Source organism: Pseudomonas sp. P1_F1_2, from assembly GCF_056405815.1.
The window spans coordinates 1-3,668 of the sequence record NZ_JBFUBK010000196.1; the positions used below are offsets into that span (position 1 = coordinate 1).

General features: G+C 59.8%; 2 protein-coding genes. One reads left to right on the forward strand and one right to left on the reverse strand.

Annotated elements, in window-relative coordinates; all coding sequences use genetic code 11:
* Positions 1-186: 186 nt before the first annotated feature.
* Positions 187-2,925 carry a winged helix-turn-helix domain-containing protein gene (locus AC1D2P_RS30420; RefSeq protein WP_109787843.1) on the forward strand — a complete coding sequence of 913 codons (2,739 nt, stop codon included), beginning with the start codon at positions 187-189 and terminating at the stop codon, positions 2,923-2,925.
* Positions 2,926-3,025: 100 nt separating this feature from the next.
* Here the strand turns inward: AC1D2P_RS30420 and AC1D2P_RS30425 are convergent.
* Positions 3,026-3,668, reverse strand: a 643-nt coding sequence (locus AC1D2P_RS30425; RefSeq protein ID WP_477811756.1) for a calcium-binding protein, incomplete at its 5' end; no start/stop codon positions are given.

Sequence of the window (3,668 nt, forward strand, 5' to 3'; positions counted from 1 at the left end):
CTGTGTAGCAGCAGCCTCGCAGGCTCGGCCGCTGCTACGGGGCAGTGTGGTTGCCGGATTGATCGACATATTTGCTTGTAGACTTTTTGTAGCCATTTGTAGCAATTACCTTCATTCCCTATCCGTTTACCGCTAGTCTGCGGACATCTGCAACGCCGCCACCCGTAATTCAAACAAGAGCCGGCCATGACTGATCTGTCCTCATCCCCGGGCCCATCAAGCGTTTCCATCGCGACATTGGACGGACGCTTTTTTCGGCCCCCATTGCCCGACGGCCATGTGCTGCGGCCTCGTTTGTGCGAGCGCCTGAGTGCCGGTCTCGGTGGCAGGCTGTTGCTGGTCAGCGCACCTGCCGGCTTCGGCAAGAGTTCATTGGCGGTAGAGTTCTGTCAGGCGCTGCCGGAGCATTGGCGAAGTCTGTGGCTGGGGTTGAGCCCTCGAGACAGTGATCCGGGGCGATTCCTTGAGCGGTTGCTCGAAGGGCTTCAGGACTACTTTCCGACATTGGGCTGTCAGGCGTTGGGTCTACTGAAAATGCGCCAGCGTCATCAGCCGTTCGCCTTTGAAGAATGGCTGGATGGATTGCTTGATGAGCTGGCCTTCCACCTGTCGCCCAGTACGCCTTTGCTGCTGGTGCTCGATGACTATCATCTGGCGCAAGGTCCGGTACTCGATCGTTGCCTGCAGTTTTTCCTCAATCACTTGCCCGATGGCCTGCTGGTCATGGTCACCAGTCGACAGCGTCCGGACTGGCACCTGGCGCGCTTGCGCCTGTCGCGCCAACTGCTCGAGCTGCATGAGCAAGACCTTCGACTGACCCATGAGGAAGCGCTCACGTTGCTTGATCGCCACAGCAGCTCATTGCGTGGCGAGGCCTTGGAAAGTCTGATCCAGCGTAGCGAAGGCTGGGTCGCGGGCCTGCGATTCTGGTTGCTGGCAGCCTCCGAGGCGGGGACTGACAGCGCATTGCCACAGTCGCTGCACGGTGGGGAAGGGCTGATTCGTGATTACCTGCTTGAAGAGGTCATCGATTGTCTGCCGGCTGAAGTGCAGCAGTTTCTTTATGACACCGCGCCTCAGGAACGTTTTTGCAGCGAGCTCTGCGACGCGGTACGCGAAGCCCATGACAGCGCCGAAATTCTGCGATTCCTTCAGGCACACCAAGTGTTTCTGGTGCCGCTGGACGAGCACGGCCACTGGTATCGCTATCACCACCTGTTTTCTGACCTGCTGCGCACTCGGCCTACCGCTCAGACGATAGTGCCGGTCGCCAGTCTGCATTTACGCGCGTGTCGCTGGTTCAATGCCCAGGGTCTGCTCGACGAGGCTGTGGAGCAGGCGTTGCGTGCCGGGCATCTGGACGTTGCCGCGAACCTGGTGCAAAACCTCTCGGAGGAACAACTGCTGGCCGAGCAAAACGTCGGCATGCTGTTGCGCTGGAAAATGGACTTGCCCGATAGCTTGTTGATCAGCACGCCCAGGCTCATCGTGCTCTACAGTTGGGCGTTGGGGATGGCCTGTCAGCTGGACGCGGCGCAGGAACTGGCGGCTCACTTGAGTCGCTTCCTGCCGGCCCCTTCGGCCACTGCGCAGAAGTCGATGCTGGCGCAGTGGCTGGCCCTGAGCGGCATCATCGCCCGGGGGCGTGGCAATCGCGAACTGACGCTGCTCTATTGCACCGAAGCGCTGCAGAGCCTGCCGGCCAAGCGCTACGGACAACGCTTGATGTGCCTCTCGACCCTGTCCAACCTGGCCATTGCCGACGGCGATTTGTGGCGCGCGCGCAGTTTGAATCGAGAGTCGCTGGAATTGGCACAAAGGGTCGGCAACCCGTTGTTTGAAGCACTGGCCCATTACGATCGCGCCCGTGTGTTGCAGGCACGCGGGGAAATCCTGCGCTCGTTGCAAGAGGTCCGTCAGGGGCTGCAACGCCTGCAAGGGTTATCCCCACAACGACTTTACGCGGTACGTGCACGGCTGACGTTATACGAAGGGCTCTTGCTGGCCTTGCGCATGCAACCGCAAGCCGCACGGTCGCGCTTGCAAGCGGGTCTGAGTGAAGCGCGTGCCTGTCGCGATATCAGCGTGCTCATCGGCCATTGTGTGATCGCCCGGCTTGAGGGCAGCAGCGGCGAGTTCGCCAACGCCTTCGCCGAACTGGCCGAGGCCGAGCGCCTGATGCACATCTGGGACGTGCCACCGATTTACTATCTGGCAATGATTACCCTGGTCAAATGTGAACTATGGCTGGCCCAGGGGCGCACCGATCTGGCCGAAGCCTGGCTGGCGCGCCTGGGGCAGACCTACACCGGTGAGCACGCCGCAGCGCCACCGGAATTCCATCCACAGTTGCCGCTGCATATCGAGTTACAGCAAGCCTTGCTGGACGTCATTCAAGGGCAATTGATGATCGCCGAAGGGCGGTTGAATGCATTGCTCGAGCATGGGCAGCAATCTGGCCGACAAATGCTCTGCACCTTGGCACTGACTCAAAAAGTCACCTTGTTTTTGGCCAGCGGGCGCGAACCCGAGGCCCGCAAGGCACTGGCCCAGGCGCTGGAAGCGGCGACCGGTGGCGCCTTGCAACCGTTCGACGGGTTGCTGGCTGAACATCCGTGCTGGCTGCGTGGGCAACTGCAATTGAGTGCTCCGACGGATGTTTCGCAGCAACTTGCAGAAAAACTGCCGTCGGTGGCCCTTCGTCCGACAGTGGAGTCGTGTTCGGGGGCAGAGCAGCTCAGCGCGCGTGAATTGGCGGTTCTTCAACTGATTGCCCAAGGGTGTTCGAATCAACAAATCAGCGACCAGCTGTTCATTTCGCTGCACACGGTTAAAACCCATGCGAGTCATATCAACAGCAAGCTTGGGGTGGAACGGCGTACGCAGGCGGTGGCACGGGCGAAGGCGTTAGGCGTGTTGGTTTAGCCGAAAACAGTGCACTTGAAACAAAAACGCCCCGATCAAGTCGGGGCGTTTTTGTTTGTATCCCCGACCTGTTCGACAGGTCGGGTCTTTCTATCGAGGCTTACGCCACCAGATCGTTGGCGTTGAACGTGTTGACGCCCACCAACTGGATTTCGAAGTCTGCCCCCGCGTTGCCACTGACGTTGCCCGACAACACGTGATCGATGAAACGCACTTGTCCTGCGCCGGTGAAGTCATTGGCACCGATAAAGGTGAAACCGTTGAAACCACCCTGCAGCAGGTTGGCATCGAACTTCGTCAGATCGATTTTATCGCCTTGCAGACTGCTGAAGTCGGTGATGACGTCGCGGCTGGCGCCGGTGCCCATTTGGTTGACGGCACCGAACACGAACGTATCGGCACCAGCACCACCGGTCAGGGTATCGACACCCGCGCCGCCGTCCAGGATGTTGTTGCCGGCGTTGCCGGTCAGGGTGTTGTTCAGACTGTTGCCGACCGCTATATAAGCGCCGCTCCCCAGCAGCAGGACGTTTTCGACGTTCTGCAGATTGCTCAGGTTCAGGTCGACGACATTGTCCTGTGCGGTCGCGTTGTAGACGACGTAAAGGGTGTCGGTCCCTTCGTTGGCGTTTTCCTGCACCAGTGCCAACTCGGCGCTCTGATCCAGGGCGTAGTCATCGTTGCCTTTGCCGCCGATGAAGGTGTCCAGGCCGGCGCCGCCGTTCAACTGGTTGTTGCCATCG

Coding starts and splice junctions, on each gene's coding strand:
- AC1D2P_RS30420 (WP_109787843.1), top strand. CDS start 187: ATGACTGATCTGTCCTCATCCCCGGGCCCATCAAGCGTTTCCATCGCG.